The sequence below is a fragment of the Allorhizobium sp. Av2 genome, assembly GCF_021462805.2.
Classification (GTDB): Bacteria; Pseudomonadota; Alphaproteobacteria; order Rhizobiales; family Rhizobiaceae; genus Allorhizobium; species Allorhizobium vitis_G.
This window is the reverse complement of record NZ_CP192696.1, coordinates 2,532,242-2,547,538: the sequence shown is the minus strand read 5'-3', so window position 1 is coordinate 2,547,538 and position 15,297 is coordinate 2,532,242. Positions and strand designations below refer to the sequence as shown.

The window sequence follows — 15,297 nt, the reverse complement described above, 5'->3', positions numbered from 1 at the left end:
GTGACGAGTACGGGGCGGGATGCTGACTGTCCGATTTCAGCGGAATGGCGGCATAGCTACCTATCATCTACCGACCCTCAATGCAGCCATTAAGGAAGTGGTTAATCTCAGCCCGGAAGATGTACGCTGAGTGTAGGGGCTCGCTCTATCTCTGCACAACCGAAGGGGAAACAGTGTGGAGCTTCAAGGTACGCCATCATGTTTGAGTCCGGATGATTGTCTATCGGCTCAATGCACAATCCAGTCAATATTGCTACAAATCAAGATCGTCGCTTATTCGCCGCACCATACCGGCGCAGCTCGGATCGCTTCGTCGAGAGCTGCCGACGTCACTTCCAGTGCCCGTTTCGTAGTGATCTCGCACTCCCATACCACCATCGGTCGCCAGCCAAGCTTGTCAATCTCATCGATCACCCGCTTGTCCCTAGCCTTGTTCCGTTCGAACTTCGCTAGCCAAAACTCCGAATTGGATTTCGGCATGTTGGCAATACCGCATCCATGGCCATGCCAGAAGCATCCGTGGACGAAAAGTGCAACCTTGTGCCAAGGGAATATGATATCCGGCCTACCGGGCAGACCAGGCCGCCAAGGCGATACCTGAGGCCCCAAGCATGCAGGGACTGTCTAAGAATTATTTACGGTTTCGTATCCTTCGAGCGAATCCTCGACATCCTTTCGGAGCGCTCTGCGGCATTCAAGAAATCTACCATAAGCACCCTGTCAAAAAGGCTGGAAATAGATGCTGGCTCTGACGAATAAGATTACGACAAAACTTTGTCGAGAAGTGTTCCGCACTCTCGCGCGCCCCTGATTTTCACGTATAAGGATTGTATGTCGATCAAAGAAACCTTCAGAATCAGTTCGCATCTCAAGGACATCATCGGGCGTGACCTCGTGACGAACGAGTTCATTGCGATCTTCGAACTTGTGAAGAACTCCTTCGACGCAGGGGCGACGCGGGTCGACATCGAGTTCGACCCATCAGAGCGCACCATCGCAATCGTCGATGACGGCGTCGGGATGACTCAGGACGACATCAGGAAGAAATGGTTGTTCGTCGCGTATTCGGAGAAGGCGCATTCAGAGCCGGAATCGTATCGCGACAAGATCAGAACGGCAGGCCAGTACGCCGGCAGCAAGGGCATCGGTCGCTTCGCCTGCGACACACTCGGAGAGAAGCTTTCGCTCTATTCTCGAGTGAGGGACCAAGACAAGGTGGAGATGCTTTCGATCGACTGGACCCGGTTCGAGCAGAGCAGCCAAAAGGAGTTCAAGGACGTCACCGTGGAAATCGACCGGGTCGCGGCCTTTCCAGAAATCGCCAATGCGGCGACGCCCAGCGAGCATGGCACTGTTCTGCTGATAAGGGACACGCGCCACGAGTGGGATGCTGACCGTATGAAAAGGCTCCGGAGGGACCTGGCAAAGCTTATCGACCCGTTTGGCACCACGACCAGCGTCACGGTCTCGACGTGGCTACTGGACGGAACCGACGTCCGGATCAAAGACGTCGATGGACCGGTGGGAAATCAGATCGCCGACCTTCTACGGGAGAAGACGAGCAGGATCGAGGTCACGATCGAGAGTGGCCAGATACATACGACCCTTTTTGACCGAGGGCGGAAAATCTACGAGATCCAGGAACGTTCACCCTACGAGGAACTGGAGGGTTGCAAGGTCGAAGGCCAGATCTTCTTTCTTAACCGGTCGGCGAAAAAGACGTTCACGGGCCGAATGGGAGTTCGCCCGGTCGAGTTCGGTAGCGTCTTCTTGTTCCTAAACCGTTTCAGGATCTCCCCGATCGGCGACGAGTTGGACGACACGCTCGGTTTAAACCGGCGAAAACAGCAGGGCACATCACGCTATCTGGGCACGCGCGACATCATCGGCCGTGTAGACGTGACGGCCAGGCCGAAAGTCTTCCGCGAAGTTTCGAGCCGCGATGCCGGCCTGGTCGAGGACGCTCGTAGCCGGGCTCTCTATGAGGCGATCCTGAAACACATGGTTTTCCGCCTGGAGCGCTACGTGGTCGGGGTGAACTGGCAAGATTCCTTCGATCAAGATCGCGACACGGCCGAAGGTCTTGAAACCGATCGAGCGCGCGATCGAATTCTTTCGATCATCGGGGCACTCGCTCGCTCGAAGGACGTGGAAGTTATTTATTACGACAAGGAGATCGTCCGGATAGCGGACGACCCCGACCAGATCACAGACGGCGCACTGAAGGCGATGTCCGACCTGGCGGAGCGCCGGGGCGACGCCTCGCTCCTGAACCAAATCGAGGATGCACGGCGGCGAATCGAAGAATTGAAATCCTCGCGCCTAGAGGCCCGCCAGCAAGCCGAACGGGCCATTGAAGAGCGGGTCCGAGCCGATGCAATGATCGCAAGACTGGAACAACAGGCGCGCTTTCTTGGCAGCAGCCGAGACGTGGACGTAGAGCGGGTGCAACTGCTAATGCACCAAGCCATCATCCACCTCGGCCACATTCGGTCGGCGATTACGAACGCCGCTCATGAAATCCGGAACGTTCTTTCGATTGCTTCGGCCACGGGAGAAGTGGATAGCGAGGACGTAGCCGACCTGCTTGCAACGGTCCGACAGTCGGCACGACGAGCATCGGCATCTATTGCAGGAGCCAACCTGTCGAGCGACAGGCTCGGCGCGGTGCTTTCCTTCGCACCTAACATCCGCATCGACCTCCAGACCGACAAAATGAGCGGCGACCTCCTTCGTTTCCTCGACGAATACTTCAGTGTGCGTGTCTCGGGAGTTCCCGGAATGCCGAAGGCCATCTTCGACGCTGCGGACCAGACGCTCCTGCGCGAGTTCTCTCCCGTCGACATAGCTGTGCTGGTCGACAACCTGATGGATAACGCCCGGAAGGCAAAGGCAACTAGGGTGGACTTCAGCGCCTCGCCTAAGGGATCCAAAGCGATAGCCATCAATGTCAGCGACGACGGGCTAGGGATCGATCCCGATCGGGTGGATGTCGCCAAGCTGTTCGAACGAGGCTACTCGGGCTCGGTGACCGGCACCGGACTGGGCCTCTACAGCGTGCGGCAGATTCTGGCGGAGATGAATGGAACTATTACGCTCGTGGGTGACGGAACCCGAGCGGACTTTGAAATTGTGATCCCAAGGGAGGACGCATGAACCTCGATCTCGGCATCCTCTGGATCGAGGATTCGTTCAGTGCAGAGGAAGAAGCCAGCCTTAAACGCCGCGTCGCCGACGCGGGCTTCGTGGCGCGCATCCAAGTCATTTCAAACGGAGGCGAGATCGAGGAACTGGCGCGGCTTCACAGCCTCTACCATCGCTTCGACTTGATCCTCCTCGACTATCGCCTAAAAAACGAGAATGGGGACGAGCTTGCTACCTCCGTCAGGAGGCTATTCCCTTCCGTAACGATCCTCTTCTATTCTGGAAGCGTGGAGGAGGCCGAACTTCGCCGAATGATCGCAGCCAAGGAGGTTGAAGGCGTCTACTGCAGCCACCGTAGCCGTTTCATCGAACGGACCGGCACGTTAATCGACCAGACTGCGCGGGCGCTAGACCGGCTCTCCGGCATGCGGGGACTTGCGATGAAGGTCGTTGCAGAATGCGACGACCTGATGAAAAACGCTGTACTGGGAATGACGCGACGCGAACCGAAATGCGCCGAAAAAGTCGCGGAGATGGACAACGACGTTTTCAGTTTTATGACCGAGATGAAAGTGAAGTATGAGGCGGCGCGGCCGGCTGGGATGCAGGAACGCATCGACACCCGCGCCATCGACAGCACAAAACTCTTCAAGCATTTTCGACGCCTCACTCAGGTAGCTGCCGCGAATCCAGCGGCGTTCGGCCTCGACGGCGATCAGGTAGACCGTCTGCGCGAGCTCAGAAAATTGAGCGCTCAGTACGACAAGGTGGTCTTGAACAAGCGCAACATTCTGGGGCACGTCACCGAGGTTGAAGGCGCCGAAGGTTGGGTGCTACAAGGCAGCGACGAGATCAGCGTCAACGATTTCGCGGAGATCAGGCGAGGATTTGCCGCGCACATCGACGCTATCCGCGAAATGAGTGATCTGGTTCTGCTGCTGGACCGCAAGTAGGCCGATCAATGTCTCCCCCAGCGCCTCAGCGAGGAGCGGCGGCACGGCGTTCCCCACCTGGGTATAGCGGGGGCACGCATCCTTCCGACGAGATCCGCCCGTCGTGTATGGCCCACAGAACGAGAACCAGTCCGGAAACGACTGCAGCCGTGCGTGTTCACGAACGGTCATGGAGCGAGGCTCCGAGTAATGTATCAGATCGTCGGGCAAGGTGCTGATCGTCGGAGCGATGTCGTTCGGATCTAGTGCAGTGGTGCTCCGTTTCTTGATACCGAGGCGAGCCCGATCCTGCGGTCGCAGGCATACGCCGCGCTCGCAGTTGTCGAGGATTTCCTGCATACGCCGAACGGAGGCCTCTCCGTGGCGAGGCAATCGCAGATCTTCCGGCTGGCCTCGGCTACCTAGCCGCATGAGCGCCTGGTACGGCGTCTTCGCCTTCGCCGCCCTTTTCAGGGCAAAAAAGCCCTTGTGTCCCCATTCCCTGTCTGCCCGTAGGTCTGAGAGGCCCTCAAGGTCCGACAATGCCGCTTTGCTGTCAGTGGTTCCAGGCCCGAGACCGCGTTTCTGGAGGAACGCCCTTCGGGCAACTTTCAGCCTCTGGATTGGGTCTATGCCAGGAAGCGTGCCCTTGAGGGCTGCGACGAGGACAAAACGCGGACGACGCTGAGGGACTCCCCAGTCAGCAGATCTGACGACGTCAGTCCAGCAGTCGTATCCTAGACGAACCAACTCACCGATTGCGTAGTCGCGGTAGGTGCCGCCAGCGCGATGCTTCATCGACTGAAACCCGACTACATTTTCAAGCAAAACCAGACGCGGTCGCAGAACGTGCACGTATTCAAGGTACACGTCTACCATCTTGCTCCGTGGATCGTCAGGACGCCGGAGGCCGTTCATGCTGAAGCCCTGGCATGGAGGACCTCCTGCGACAAGATCCACGGATCCCTTGAGTTCGGCAAGTTTGTCGCGATGGAAACGGAGGAGCTCCTCGGCTTTCCAAGGCTGCTTTTCAAGCCACGAAGGCCACAGATGCCGGTCGCCATTGCGATCAAGGAGGTTAAGCTTATATGTCGAGAAGGGATCCGCATGCGCTTCCACGCCCAGCAACGTAGAAAACCCCGCAGTTCCGAGGCCGAGCGACAGGCCGCCGCATCCGGCGAATAGATCAACGCAGGTAGGAATCATTGTTCGAGCATCTCATACTAGCACCCGATTGTCCAGGACGAAGCTCGCCGGAACAGTACGAAGTCAATGACTTAAGTAGCAGGTCATCGTTTCTCGATGGTTAATATGCGATCCCGTAGGCCACTTGCATGTTCCACCCCGCGTCCCTGTTGTTCAAGCTTGCCATGCATGAGTTACGCGAAAGAGCCGTGACCGATTCTGGCGCGAAGAAGATATGACAACGCGGCGGTGGTTTGTCCGCTTTCGGGTGCGGGCTATGATGACTACTACGACTGACATGAGGGCGCAAAGCGGAAGCAATTTTGGCCGCAATGCGCCTTCATTCTGGACGTTGGTCGAAGTGGAAGCCGATCACGAAAGCGGAGACTGCCGATCGTCGTTGGGAAGGTCGACTCCCCTATCAAACTGCTATTGCGCGCGAGACAGGAAGTAGGCCAGCTCAGTCGGTGGATGTTACAAAACGAGCACTAGCGGGCAGTGATCTGAAACCTCCGGGTCATGGACTACATCGAAGCCTCGGACCGCTGCTTCCCGACTGACGAGCATGTAATCTGCGAACCGGCTTGCTTTCTTGTAATGCGATGTCCGTGTGCTTTGGAAGCCACGCCTTGTTACCAGTTCGCTCAATCCACCAGCGCCCAAAACCGCAAGCGTCTCGCTGTTAGGTTCGACGTTGAAGTCGCCGCAAACCACCATCAGGTCTCCCGGTTGCGAGACCTGCCGGGAGAGATCAAGTAGCCGCTGCGCCTGGTCAAATCGTTCTGGGGTGTCCATCTTGCCGTTCAGATCGCGCAGGCCGTGCATGTGCGTCACGCTGACAGATCGGCTTGCGTCGTAGTCGTAGACTCTAATCCCGTGGGCGTTGCGGGATCGTGGGTGTTCGCCATAGCCCACGTGCGAATAATCCTTATGCACGAAGCCTTGGGCCTGACCGATAATCGGCAATGAATGATGCACAAAGGTTGCCAGCCCCCACTGAGAGGGAATTGACTGATCACCGTCCCACAGAACACCTTGCGCTGCCGGGCAGAAAATAGCCACGTGATCGGGCAAGACAGATGCGACATCACGGAAAAAGTTGGCGCGCTGCGGCAAGACGTGATCGTCGTCGCGATAGGTCAACCAGTCTTTTTCGGATGCAGGACTGTGAACAACTTCCTGAAGGCAAAGAACATCGGGCGCAGTGGTTGCGACATAGGGCAGCAATTCCTTATGCAATTTTCCACCCCATCCATTCAGGCACATTATCTTCATAGGCTTACCCTTCGAATTCGGCATACCCGATTTTCGCTGCTTTGACGGAGGATCGCAAGTTGGACTCTTTTGGGCTGTGCGTCCGACGGCGGGTAAGCGCCTCCATTTCAGACGTTGGTCCGAATTTACTTACTATCTGAAAGCCGACATGGGATGTGTTCGTTATCCACTCGCGTCCGAAGCGCACGGTCCAATCGGGAAACTTTGCTCAGTATCAGACTGCGCCTAATCCATTCCCTGTGCCAGCATCTGCGCAACTTCCGAGGTGCTGGCTTGGGAAAAAGAGACTGCAGACAAGGTCATCCGCCGATATGTGGAGCGCCAGACAGCCACGCTGGAAATGATCGGTCCGATGAACTATCCTGCCGCGAAAGAGAAAATGTCTTGCTCGGCTACTTTAGACACTGTTCGCGCACTGCGGTGCAGATTGCCACGAACAAGTTGGAATAGTTTACCCGCATACTGTCAGCCATCGCCGCGTTCAGTTGTTGCTCGAGGCCGGTGACGATGCCCCTCTGCTTGTCAATTTCCTTGATCGCCAGCGCCTTCAGGTTACCGGCTGACTCCATTGTTGATGAAAACGCGGCCCATGCCGCGACTGCCGCGACCGACCCGCGTGCCGCTGGACCGCAGGCCGCGATCCCCCCGCCGTTGATCACCGCCGAAGCGCATGCTGCTGTCGTGGAGATCGCGTAGACCGTCGACACCACTGTTGCGGAACCCAGCACTAGGGCTTTTACCTGTGTGGCGTCGATTTCGGCGGCCAGCGAAGTCTCAAGTTGCTGTAGCGAAGCGCTCGCATCAACGAGTGATGATCGTATCATATCCTCGGATTCATAAATCCCTCGATCCATGGAAACAAAGAGGCGCTCTCGAAACCGCTCGGCATCCACGCAGGACATCGAATTCACGAATACGAGGTTCTTGTGAGCGCTGTCTGCGGCGATGTAGGTCACGAACTTTGCAGGGTCCACGTCGAATCCCTGGAGGCATAGAGCTTCACTTTGGGCAAGCGCACTCCAAGACGATACGACACCGCCAAGGAGAAAAACTGAGAATAGGTGAACTTTCAACCGCTACCCCCTTGTCTCTTCAATTGCCTTGGCGAGTTCCCCGTTCTTGATCCGGATCACAGTCCAATAGCCGAGCGCTCCCGTGGGGGGGATATCGAGGTGTGCCTGGGCAGCTCGGACGGCCTTCTTCGTCTGCCATCCGATGATGCCATCGACCGGACCCTTGTAGAGAGCCAGGCGCTTGAGCTCAAGTTGGATAAGAACGACCTCCTCCGCCGAATACTTCATGCCGACAATACAACCCGTGTTGCCGGTCGACACGTCTACATAGGACTCCGATCGCCGAGCGCATCCTCCGTTGATAAACCCCGAGATCTGTAACTTTCGATCGACGACCGAACTTGTGCCATCAAGTCCGAGCTCCCGGCCTCGAATGGTATAGGTCAAAGTGACGTTCCCGATTGGGACGTCGGTTGTCCTGCCGCTGAGCAGGAATGCTGCAACTTCGCCGCTGACGGGAACGGAAAGCGACATGTCTCTGCCGAACCGCAATGTAGTCGTGAAAGGCGTAACGATATGCCGCTCGCCGACGATCGTCACCTCAAACCGGGCGAGACGAGGCTCTAGATAGTGTAGCTTGACATCCGGGTATTCGGCGCGGATTGCAGCGGTGACGTCTTCCTCGCTCATCAACTCATCCAGGACCGGCCGCAGGGTTAGGGTCACGCTATTGAACTGCTTGTCGGCGGGCGATTTTTTATAAACAAAGCCCACGCTCTCCTGATCGACTTGGAGCGACGTGGGAGCTAGAAAAAAGTTTCCCATGTCATCCTTATAAACCGCGAACTTGACCGCATTCTTGAATGGAACGGGCTCATAGAAGGCTACCGAGGGCAAAACGGTGGGGGGAAGTTGTGTCGGCGTCTGGGAAAACGCCAAGTTGCTCCATAACACCGCAAGAGCAAACAAAAGGAGCTGAGCCTCGCGTTCGAATGTTCGCATCGACTACTCCTCCAATGCTTCGCAGCCGATGGTCGATCCCTGCTCGAGGGTCACGAATATCGTAGAGTTAGCCTCGCTACAGAAATCGCCAAAGGCGAGCGTGCCCTGATAGTAGTCGCGGACTGATGAGGCCCCTTCACTTTGACTCGGTATGTCTATTTCCATGTAACCGGAGAGATCGTGGACAAGCGATTGTGTACCAGCCACTTCCTTGACGAAAATCGGCGCAGACTTCACATAGCGCTCTACAACAGCCCTTAGCGCTCGCTGCGGAACGCGGAAGTCCTCCGCGTATTTGTCTCTCAGCGAGGAAAACACCTGTTCGACCGCGCCATCCACGGGCAGTTCCCCAAATGTCCTCAGATCGCGTCGGAACTCATCGATCCAGCGAGGATCGATCAAGTCGTCGAAGTCATGATGCACGTTCGTTTCATAGAGGAAAATTACCCCCCATTCGCGCTTTCCATGTAGCAGGTCGCGCACGTCACTCATCTGCAAACCGGTAAAGGAGAACTCGATCGACCTATTTGCGCCGATTACGATTGAACCAACCGACTTCGATGACGACCGCAGCTCTCCATCAGAGGCTATCTGATACAGATTCGCAGCAGAAACAACGTCCGGCCACGCCGCGAAGGTTTTGACACCTTCTTTTTTCATCTGTCCCAGGGCGGCTTCCTGGCCTTTCGACAGCTCCCACTTAATGGTCGGGGCAACTGTCAGTTCGAGCTCTCCGAAAGAGCCCTGCCTAACGAATATGTTGACCACCATGGTGCCATTGCCATTCCGCACGATGGTTGGGACAAGCGGTAAGAACAGGAGATCCTTCTTCTTATCTACCGAGACGAGAATACTGTCAGCCCTCTTTTCAACTGCCGCATGAGCAGCGAAAGGGAGGAATGCGAATCCAACCGCCAACGCTATGGTTAGCCCGATGTGTTTTCTATTTGCTTGCGCCATGTCATTTACCCTGCAAGCAATCGAACTTGAACTGTGAGATCGACGCGAGAGCATTGTTCAGAGCGATCTTTCTGAGCTCTAGATCCGGCAACAAGCCGATTGACTGATAGAGGCTCGCCCGCTCGATTTGGGTCTTTGTCTCGCAAGTATTTTTGATCTCATCGTAGCGCTGCTTTGCTCCGGCGAGATCGTTTGCCTCGATGCAACCAGGTCCTTTTACTCCTTGTGCGACAAACAGCTTCGGATATTTGGCGCACATTCCCTGGAAGGCCATTCCAATCGAAAATGATTTCTTCCCAATGACCTGTCGGTCGATCGTAAACGTAAAGTCCTTTTCCTCCTGGAGTCGGGTGTAGGACCACGCGCCCGAGAAGGACCATCCAAAAAATGAGCCACTTGTTGAGGGCGCACCTTGCGGTGCGTTTGCGGTCAGGGTCGGCTTAAATATTCCCTCACCGTTGATCTGAGCCTTTACAAGCGTATTGTAGATGGTCTCAAAGGCATCCGAATCGCTTTCAAATCCACCCTCGATGATATTCATGGTGACCGCACCGGTCTCCTTCAACTTCTGAATGTCCACTGAGTGTCGCCCTTTGAAAGCAAACCATCCACCTCCAGCAGATTCGGTTGTACGTTCGTATAATCGGCTCCAGTTTACCTTGATCTCTGCCTTCAATCTGCTGCGTATCCCGGATACGACGTAACGATACCGCACTCCGAAGTTGGAAGCGTCTTCGCCGCCATTGGTTGCAAAGACCGCTCCAGCGTCAGGCGTTAAGGAAACGGCGAAGACCTGATACGCTCCAACCTGTGCTCCGAGTGTTGTCGATGCGATTGAAGGGTCTTTGATGATCGTCGTACTGTCATCGCCTGCGATGACCACACCATCGAGGTCTTCGACCGTAACCTGCCTAGCCGGCGTTGCGGCTTCAGCCGTTCCGGTGGGAACATTCGGATCAGCAGTAGCCTTCACCAGTTCAGTCCGCACGATCTGCGTCCTCACACTCGCGGCGGCGGTTTTGTCGAACAATGCCGACCCCAAGATCAAGTCCATATAGGCGGCATCCGGAGCGATTACCGCGATTCTGGCATTGGGGTTAGCTTTCTTGATCGCTTCCCACTCTGCAGGAAGCAGCTCATCGTCGATGATTGCCCTGACTGATAGATTTATGACTGCACCCAAACCACCTGAAATGCTGGGAAGCTTGATCCCGTACGTAAGCACGGAAAACACTGGCGTAGTCTTGTCATCGAGAACCGCGTATTCGAGTGAGGTTGGGGGTGCCCAGTACAGATTGTCGTCAGTATTATCGCGATACAAAGTAATCGACTTGGGCTCTGGTAAACCCACGGTCCGCGTAAAATCAGGAATTGCCCACGCGTTTGAAACTCCTGCCAAGAGTATCGAAATGGGTATACTCCTTCGGAGGAGTAGATTTTTCCATTTTGCCACAATTACCCCCTACCGAAGGCAATTATTGCATCGCCTTGCGACCTCAAATGATTCAGATTATTATTTGTATTCTCGAATGCACCTTGTGCGCGTTTTTTTGAAAGTACATCCTATTTTTGGAATACGCAATTACTAAATTAAAATAGCTATGATCTAGTATCGCGCGGGCAGAAGAAGCCAGTGCAGCGTTCTACTTGGAAGGTTCGCTCGTTTATGGCTGCGTCGCACCAAAATCGTAATACAAGATAGCCGGCCCAATTCTCAGCCTTTCACCCAGGGGGTGGCGCATCGTGCGACAACTTATCGCCTTGCCCGCTCGATGATTGGCAGCTTCGAGGTCCATACATATCAAAGCTGCCGATCCGCTATCGGCCCCATAACAGCCGGAGGGTAACGCGCCTTCCAGTCAGTCATACGCGTTGCGTTAAGCGTTTCACTTAAACGGATATCTCAAGCGTGTCATCAAGCGCCATACGACAACCCTAATATAGGCGCTCGAACCGCCCGCTTTGCGGCTTCTTGGTCGGGGAGGGGCCAAAGAAATTCCCATGCGTGTTTGTCTCAGGCGCAATGGCGAAAGAAAAGTTGTCCTAGCTACTTTTGGTTTGCCTTGGATCAAGGCGAAATCAGCGCCTCTCGCTCTTGCCTGGACCGAACCATGCGTTGACGGGCCGCGGCAAGAATTTCCGGGCGCGCCCGCGTCGGCAATCCGGCATCAAAGGGCGGAGCCGGGGCGTATTCTAGCGAAAGCTGGATCGTCTCCGCCTCATCCTGCCCCATTAATTCCGCGATGACCGAGAGGCCGAAATCGATCCCGGATGTGACACCGCCGGCAGTGATCAGATTGCCGTCGCGAACCACGCGCGCCTCGACTGCGGTCGCCCCAAACCGTGGGAGAAAGTCCATCGCGTTCCAATGCGTCGCCGCGCGTTTTCCAGCCAGCAGGCCGGCTTGGCCCAGGACCAGCGTTCCCGTGCAGACAGAGGTGACGAAGCGCGCCGTCTTCGCTTGCGCCTGCACGAAGTCGAGCGTTTCTTCGTCTTTCAGAAGCGGGTTCACGCCGCCACCGCCCGGCACGCAGATGACATCGAACGCAGGCGCCTCTTCAAAGGTCAGGTCGGGCGTGAGCCACAGGCCCGTCGAAGCCCGAACAGGCGCCGTGTTTTTCCAGACCAGATCGACCCGCGCATCGCGTGCAGAGCCGAAAACCTCGTAGGGGCCAGTCAGATCGAGTTGCTGAACATTGGGAAAGCAAAGAATACCGAAGCGGATGGACACTATTTTTTCTCCTGTCTTGACCCCGAGACCATGACAGGAAATGATTTGGCATGAATGCCAATTGTCCCTCGTTTCATGCCAAACGCCATGCTGATGCCAACCACGATTTTGCGTCGGATTGAAATCCTTGTCTTTCCAGATGCCCAAGTGCTCGACGTGACAGGTCCTGCACAGGTCTTCGCGTCGGCCAATGAGATGGCGCGCAGAAGCGCCCACCCCCAAAAGGGACCCCTGTACGATATCGCCTTGGTCGCGGAAATGGCGGAGGTGACCTGCAATTCGGGGATTGCACTGCGGTGTGCTCTCCTTTCGGAAGAACGGTCGGTGCCCGACACCGCCATCGCTGTCGGCGGCAGCGGGGTCAACGTCGCATGCAGCCGTCCGGTCTTGATCGACTGGGTTCGTGACCGCGCGATCCATGCACGGCGCATGGCGTCGGTTTGCAGCGGTGCGTTTCTGCTGGCGGAGGCCGGCTTGCTGGATGGCCGCCGCGCCGTAACACATTGGCATCGCTATGACGAATTCGCCGGGCGGTTTCCGCAGGTCCGCCTCGAACGCGACCCGATCTTTTTGCGCGATGGTAAGATCTGGACCTCGGCGGGCGTGACGGCTGGGATAGACCTCGCTTTGGCGATGGTTGAAGAGGATCACGGCCGCGCACTTGCGCTCGCCGTCGCCCGCGAATTGGTGGTATTTCTCAAGCGGCCCGGCGGCCAGTCGCAATTCAGCGCGCCGCTGAGACTCCAGACCGCGGACGACAGGTTCGCCGATCTTCACGCTTGGATCTCGGCCAATCTGACCCGTTCGCTGACGCTACATACGCTGGCGGATCGGGCGGGAATGAGCCTTCGATCTTTCGCCCGCCATTACCGACAACGGACGGGCCGCACACCCGCCGACGCGGTTGAGATCATCCGGCTGGAACGGGCGCAAGGGCTGCTGGAGACCGGATTTTCCGTCGAAGCCGCCGCTCGCAAATGCGGTTTCGGGTCCCCGGAGACCATGCGGCGGGTGTTTCTGCGCAGGTTGGGCGTCGGGCCCAAGGACTGGCAGGAGCGGTTTCACGAGTGATAATACTCACGGCGATATCGTTGCGTCTCCACTTGCATGTCGGCTCCAAACACGTTGCGCGCAAAACTTGACAGTCAGTTTCCGGCCTCCAAGCGGTAAGTGGCCGTCGCAGCAATCCGCCACGAAACTTTAACTTTTGCGACAAAGTTTCGCGACGGCCGCTTCCCATGTTTCAGCCAGGAGGCAATCGACGACTTTACAGAATTACGAGATATTTCATGGCCAGAAGGGTGCGCCGTCTAGCCCTGCGGTTTCAGGCAAGCCACAGATCAGGTTAGCGTTCTGCACGGCCTGACCAGCCGCTCCCTTGCCGAGATTGTCGACCACGCCCATCGCAATCACCAGATTGCGCTCGGGATCTGCGGCATAGCTGACGAACGAGAGATTCGAGCCGGTCGCCCATTTGGTCTGCGGCGGCCTGTCGGTCACGCGCACGAAGGCCCGATCGGCATAGAAGTGGCGGGCTGCGTCGAGGCATTGTTCCGTGGTAGCTTGGCCGCGGCAGTAGATGGTGACGAGGATACCGCGCGTCATAGGGATCAGGTGAGGTGTGAACACTAACCCCTCCGCGCTGCCGCCGCTCAGCCGCTCGATAGTGCTGGCGATCTCGGGCATGTGGACATGTTTGAGCAGGCCGTAGGGAATGAGATTTTCGTTGCTTTCGGCATAGCCGAATTTGCTATCGCCGCCGCCCCGTCCAGCACCTGAAATGCCGGTCTTGGCGTCAATCACAATATTGCCGGGTTCTATCAGTCTGTTGACCAGCAGCGGCGCCAAGGCGGCCAACGTTGCCGCAGGAAAGCAACCGGGATTGGCCACACGCGTCTGTCCCTCGATCCGATCCGGCCAGATGTCGGCCAAGCCGTAGGCCCAGTTCTCGGTATAGCGGTGGTCACCGCCGATATCCACGATCTTCACCTCACCAGAAACGCGCGCCAGAGCCTTAGCCGAAGTGCCTGTGGGCAGTGACGCGAACAGCACGTCGAGTTTCGGTAGAGTCGCGGGGTCCCATTTTTCGATCACCAGGTCGGCGAGCCGGGCAGGCACACCGGGGAAGCGTTCCACCAAACGGCTACCAGCACTGCCCTCGCCCGCCGCATAGACCAGTTCGAAAGATGGGTGACCCGCGATTAGGCGCATCGCCTCGCCGCCGCCAAAACCACTAATGCCGACAATGCCAGCGCGAATGTTCATGATGCTGTCCTTCTGAAATGCGGATAAAACAAAACCCCCGAAGCCGAAGGCTGCGGAGGTTCAGGAAAGCGGGCCGGAGCCGCTCCGGTGTATGAGACCTATGTTGAGGCAGTCACCACACAGACGGACGCTGTTCGACGCGCAGCCCAAAAGCCACCGCTTGGGTGCAGCGGCGTCGGCGTCGATCACAAAGGTTCTTGTTCCTGAACATGACTTTCATCACTGACGGTACCACTATTAATAGTCAAGACTGAATGTCTGTAGCTCGATTGGCATCCATCCTCATCGCTCCGTGCGATACGAGCGCGGCGTTCATCATGCCCCCACTCTCTTCATCAACAGTGAACGCGTATGCGGCAACACCAATGTAGCGATCAGCCATCGCACCGGCCATTTTCTCCGCAGAAGCGACACTTGATGCTTGGCACATGTCGCCCGGCACAATGCTAACCCGGTTCTTCTTGAACTGCACGACGATGATTTTTTCAGCTTCGGATATATCTACGGCCTCTCGTTTGTTCTTCAAACGTTCTAATTTTGACAAAGAGTCAAGGTCTCATGTGCCCGCTATAGAACCAAGGGTGGAAGCTAGTCAGGTCGTTACAATTTGTCGCCGCTGCCCCAAATACACGCGACGAAAACCAGAAGTGGGCGTGTCATTTTTTGAAATGAAACGGCTATTTTTCACGTCCTTTTCAGTGACACGAAAGCTTGTAATTGCTATCCGTTTTCGAAGCTTCCCAAGCTGAATAACAATCTGGCGCTATCAGTCTTGATTTCTCTGATGGTT

General features: G+C 56.4%; 13 protein-coding genes. 3 read left to right on the top strand and 10 right to left on the bottom strand.

Features of this window, described 5'->3' with window-relative positions:
• Positions 1-273: 273 nt before the first annotated feature.
• On the bottom strand, positions 274-609 hold the full coding sequence (locus tag FS819_RS12120) for a very short patch repair endonuclease (RefSeq protein ID WP_234624512.1): 336 nt from the start codon (positions 607-609) through the stop codon (positions 274-276).
• A 222-nt stretch (positions 610-831) separates the two neighbouring features.
• Between FS819_RS12120 and FS819_RS12115 the strand changes: the two genes are divergently transcribed.
• Together FS819_RS12115 and FS819_RS12110 are read left to right on the top strand one after the other, a co-directional pair.
• Entirely contained in the window at positions 832-3,156 is a 2,325-nt protein-coding gene (locus FS819_RS12115; RefSeq protein ID WP_156547031.1) for a sensor histidine kinase, read from the top strand.
• Complete coding sequence (locus tag FS819_RS12110; protein ID WP_156629707.1) at positions 3,153-4,097, top strand: response regulator; 945 nt, start codon at positions 3,153-3,155, stop codon at positions 4,095-4,097. The genes FS819_RS12115 and FS819_RS12110 overlap by 4 nt, the downstream gene beginning before the upstream one ends.
• Here FS819_RS12110 and FS819_RS12105 read toward each other — a convergent pair.
• From FS819_RS12105 to FS819_RS12075, 7 genes are all read right to left on the bottom strand, one after another.
• The gene (locus FS819_RS12105) at positions 3,978-5,282 is read right to left on the bottom strand and encodes a DNA cytosine methyltransferase (protein WP_156547026.1); all 1,305 of its coding nucleotides are present in this window, start codon (positions 5,280-5,282) and stop codon (positions 3,978-3,980) included. The genes FS819_RS12110 and FS819_RS12105 overlap by 120 nt on opposite strands.
• Positions 5,283-5,735: 453 nt before the next feature.
• Positions 5,736-6,536: an endonuclease/exonuclease/phosphatase family protein gene (locus FS819_RS12100; RefSeq protein ID WP_156547024.1), complete on the bottom strand. Its 801-nt coding sequence runs from the start codon at positions 6,534-6,536 to the stop codon at positions 5,736-5,738.
• A 392-nt stretch (positions 6,537-6,928) separates the two neighbouring features.
• Positions 6,929-7,492 carry a hypothetical protein gene (locus tag FS819_RS12095; RefSeq protein WP_156547022.1) on the bottom strand — a complete coding sequence of 188 codons (564 nt, stop codon included), beginning with the start codon at positions 7,490-7,492 and terminating at the stop codon, positions 6,929-6,931.
• A gap of 120 nt (positions 7,493-7,612) precedes the next feature.
• Positions 7,613-8,551, bottom strand: a complete 939-nt coding sequence (locus FS819_RS12090; RefSeq protein ID WP_156547020.1) for a peptidoglycan-binding domain-containing protein — start codon at positions 8,549-8,551, stop codon at positions 7,613-7,615.
• A 3-nt stretch (positions 8,552-8,554) separates the two neighbouring features.
• Positions 8,555-9,511, bottom strand: coding sequence for a hypothetical protein (locus tag FS819_RS12085; protein WP_156547018.1), 957 nt, complete (start codon positions 9,509-9,511; stop codon positions 8,555-8,557).
• Between the two features lies 1 nt (position 9,512).
• Entirely contained in the window at positions 9,513-10,964 is a 1,452-nt protein-coding gene (locus FS819_RS12080) for a hypothetical protein (RefSeq protein WP_156547016.1), read from the bottom strand.
• A 615-nt stretch (positions 10,965-11,579) separates the two neighbouring features.
• Positions 11,580-12,242: a DJ-1/PfpI family protein gene (locus FS819_RS12075; RefSeq protein WP_234624513.1), complete on the bottom strand. Its 663-nt coding sequence runs from the start codon at positions 12,240-12,242 to the stop codon at positions 11,580-11,582.
• A gap of 54 nt (positions 12,243-12,296) precedes the next feature.
• Between FS819_RS12075 and FS819_RS12070 the strand changes: the two genes are divergently transcribed.
• Complete coding sequence (locus FS819_RS12070) at positions 12,297-13,313, top strand: GlxA family transcriptional regulator (protein ID WP_234624514.1); 1,017 nt, start codon at positions 12,297-12,299, stop codon at positions 13,311-13,313.
• 216 nt (positions 13,314-13,529) lie between these two features.
• Here FS819_RS12070 and argC read toward each other — a convergent pair whose 3' ends face one another.
• A complete protein-coding gene (gene argC, locus FS819_RS12065) occupies positions 13,530-14,507 on the bottom strand; it encodes an N-acetyl-gamma-glutamyl-phosphate reductase (protein ID WP_156547014.1) in 978 nt (325 codons plus the stop codon).
• Positions 14,508-14,751: 244 nt separating this feature from the next.
• The gene (locus FS819_RS12060) at positions 14,752-15,006 is read right to left on the bottom strand and encodes a hypothetical protein (RefSeq protein WP_234624531.1); all 255 of its coding nucleotides are present in this window, start codon (positions 15,004-15,006) and stop codon (positions 14,752-14,754) included.
• Positions 15,007-15,297: the final 291 nt, after the last annotated feature.